Annotated in this window: 1 protein-coding gene and 1 pseudogene; both read left to right on the plus strand. The window is 71.6% G+C overall.

From position 1 onward, the window contains the following. Positions 1-521: pseudogene (locus ABZ371_RS31335) on the plus strand (sphingosine kinase); the annotation flags it as partial. Between the two features lie 121 nt (positions 522-642). Further along, positions 643-2771: DEAD/DEAH box helicase (locus ABZ371_RS31340; protein WP_358686055.1), on the plus strand; the 2129-nt coding region annotated here is incomplete at its 3' end.

Genomic DNA, 2771 nt, shown 5'->3' on the forward strand with positions numbered 1-2771 from the left:
GCGAGATCGACCTCGGCCGGGTCGGTGACCGCTGGTTCGGCTCCGTGCTCGCCTCGGGGTTCGACTCACGGGTCAACGACCGGGGGAACCGGATGCGGTGGGCGGCCGGCCGCTTCAGGTACGACCTGGCGATCCTCGCCGAGCTGGCGGCCCTCCGGCCGATCCCCTACCGCCTCCGGCTGGACGGCGGCCCGGTGCGGGAGATCGACGCGACGCTGATCGCGGTGGGCAACGGCTCGTCGTACGGGGGCGGCATGCGCATCTGTACCGGCGCGGTGATGGACGACGGGCTCTTCGACGTCACCGTGGTCGGGGAGTGCAGCCGGACCACCCTGCTCAAGGTCTTCCCGAAGGTCTACCGGGGCACCCACCTCGGACATCCGGCGGTCACCGTGCACCGTGCCTCCTCCATAGAGCTGGAGGCGGCCGGTGTCACGGCGTACGCGGACGGTGAGCCGCTGGGCGCGCTGCCCGTCACCGCGACGTGCGTGCCCGGCGCGGTCAGGGTCCTGGTGGAGTGAAGCCGCGGACGGGTGCGCGCGCGACGGTTCGGGCCCGCGACGGCCGGCACGTGCTCCCCGCCCGGCTGCGAGAACAAAGATCGGGCTGACTGTCATACCCGGCGGGTAGGCTCGTATCAAGATGACAGAGGACCTCTCACCAGCTGAGCGATACCAGGCTTCCCGGGTCCGTGCCGCCGAGCAGGCCACGGCTCTCGGGCCCTTCCGCGAGATGTACGAGTTCGGTCTGGATCCGTTCCAGATCGAGGCGTGCAAGGCACTGGAGGCGGGCAAGGGGGTGCTGGTCGCCGCTCCCACCGGTTCGGGCAAGACCATCGTCGGCGAGTTCGCCGTGCACCTGGCCCTGCTGCAGGGCCGCAAGTGCTTCTACACCACGCCCATCAAGGCGCTGTCCAACCAGAAGTTCACCGACCTGGCCAGGCGCTACGGGGCGGACAAGGTCGGCCTGCTGACCGGGGACAACAGCGTCAACGCGGACGCGCCCGTGGTGGTCATGACCACCGAGGTGCTGCGCAACATGCTGTACGCCGGCTCCCAGGCGCTCACCGGCCTCGGCTACGTGGTGATGGACGAGGTGCACTACCTCTCCGACCGCTTCCGCGGTGCCGTGTGGGAGGAGGTGATCATCCACCTGCCCGAGTCCGTGACCCTGGTGTCGCTGTCGGCGACCGTGTCCAACGCCGAGGAGTTCGGCGACTGGCTGGACACCGTCCGGGGCGACACCGAGGTGATCGTCTCCGAGCACCGGCCCGTGCCGCTGTGGCAGCACGTGATGGCCGGCCGCCGGATGTACGACCTCTTCGAGGAGGAGAGCGACCACGGGGGCCGGGGCACCGGCCGGCGCGAGGTCAGCCCCGACCTCGTCCGGCTCGCCCGCATGGAGAACCAGCGCGGGTACGAGCCGCGTGACCGGCGCCGCGGCAAGATGGTGCGCGAGGCGGACCGCGAGCGTGAGCGCCGCCGGCGGAGCCGGATCTGGACTCCGTCCAGGCCCGAGGTCATCGACCGGCTCGACGCCGAGGGGCTGCTGCCGGCCATCACCTTCATCTTCAGCCGCGCCGGCTGCCAGGCGGCCGTGCAGCAGTGCCTGCAGGCCGGGCTGCGGCTCAACGACGAGGAGAAGCGGCGCCTCGTGCGGGAGATCGTCGAGGAGCGGACGGCCTCCATCCCCGGCGAGGACCTGCACGTCCTCGGCTACTACGAGTGGCTGGAGGGACTGGAGCGGGGTATCGCCGCTCACCACGCCGGCATGCTGCCGACCTTCAAGGAGGTCGTGGAGGAGCTGTTCGTCCGGGGTCTGGTGAAGGCCGTCTTCGCCACGGAGACCCTGGCGCTCGGCATCAACATGCCCGCGCGCTCCGTGGTCCTGGAGAAGCTCGTCAAGTGGAACGGCGAGCAGCACGCCGACATCACGCCCGGTGAGTACACCCAGCTGACCGGGCGGGCCGGGCGCCGGGGCATCGACGTCGAGGGCCATGCGGTGGTCCTGTGGCAGCGGGGCATGGACCCCGGGGCGCTCGCGGGGCTCGCCGGCACCCGTACGTACCCCCTCCGGTCCAGCTTCCGGCCCTCGTACAACATGGCTGTGAACCTCGTGCAGCAGTTCGGCCGGCACCGCTCGCGCGAACTGCTCGAGACGTCCTTCGCGCAGTTCCAGGCCGACCGGTCGGTGGTCGGTATCTCCCGGCAGGTCCAGCGCAACGAGGAGGGACTCGCCGGTTACCGCGAGGGCATGACGTGCCATCTCGGCGACTTCGAGGAGTACGCGCGTCTGCGCCGCGACCTGAAGGTCCGGGAGACGGAGCTGGCCAAGCAGGGCGCCGCCCAGCGCCGGGCGGCGGCGGCCTCGTCCCTGGAGAAGCTGAAGCCCGGTGACGTCATCCACGTGCCGACGGGGAAGTTCGCCGGACTCGCGCTGGTCCTCGACCCGGGCCTGCCCGCGGGGCGGACCGACGGCCACCGTGGGCTGGAGTACCACGACGGGCCGCGCCCGCTGGTCCTCACCGCCGAGCGGCAGGTCAAACGGCTGGCCCAGATCGACTTCCCGGTCCCGGTCGAGGCGCTGGAGCGGATGCGGGTGCCGAAGACGTTCAACGCGCGCTCCCCGCAGTCGCGCCGCGATCTCGCCTCCGCCCTGCGGAGCAAGGCCGGGCACATCGATCCGGGACGGCACCGCAGGCAGCGGGCCGCCGCGGCGGACGACCGCGAGATCGCCCGGCTGCGCACGGAGCTGCGCGCGCACCCCTGCCA

This window comes from Streptomyces sp. NPDC005899, from assembly GCF_040629645.1.
Lineage (GTDB): Bacteria > Actinomycetota > Actinomycetes > Streptomycetales > Streptomycetaceae > Streptomyces.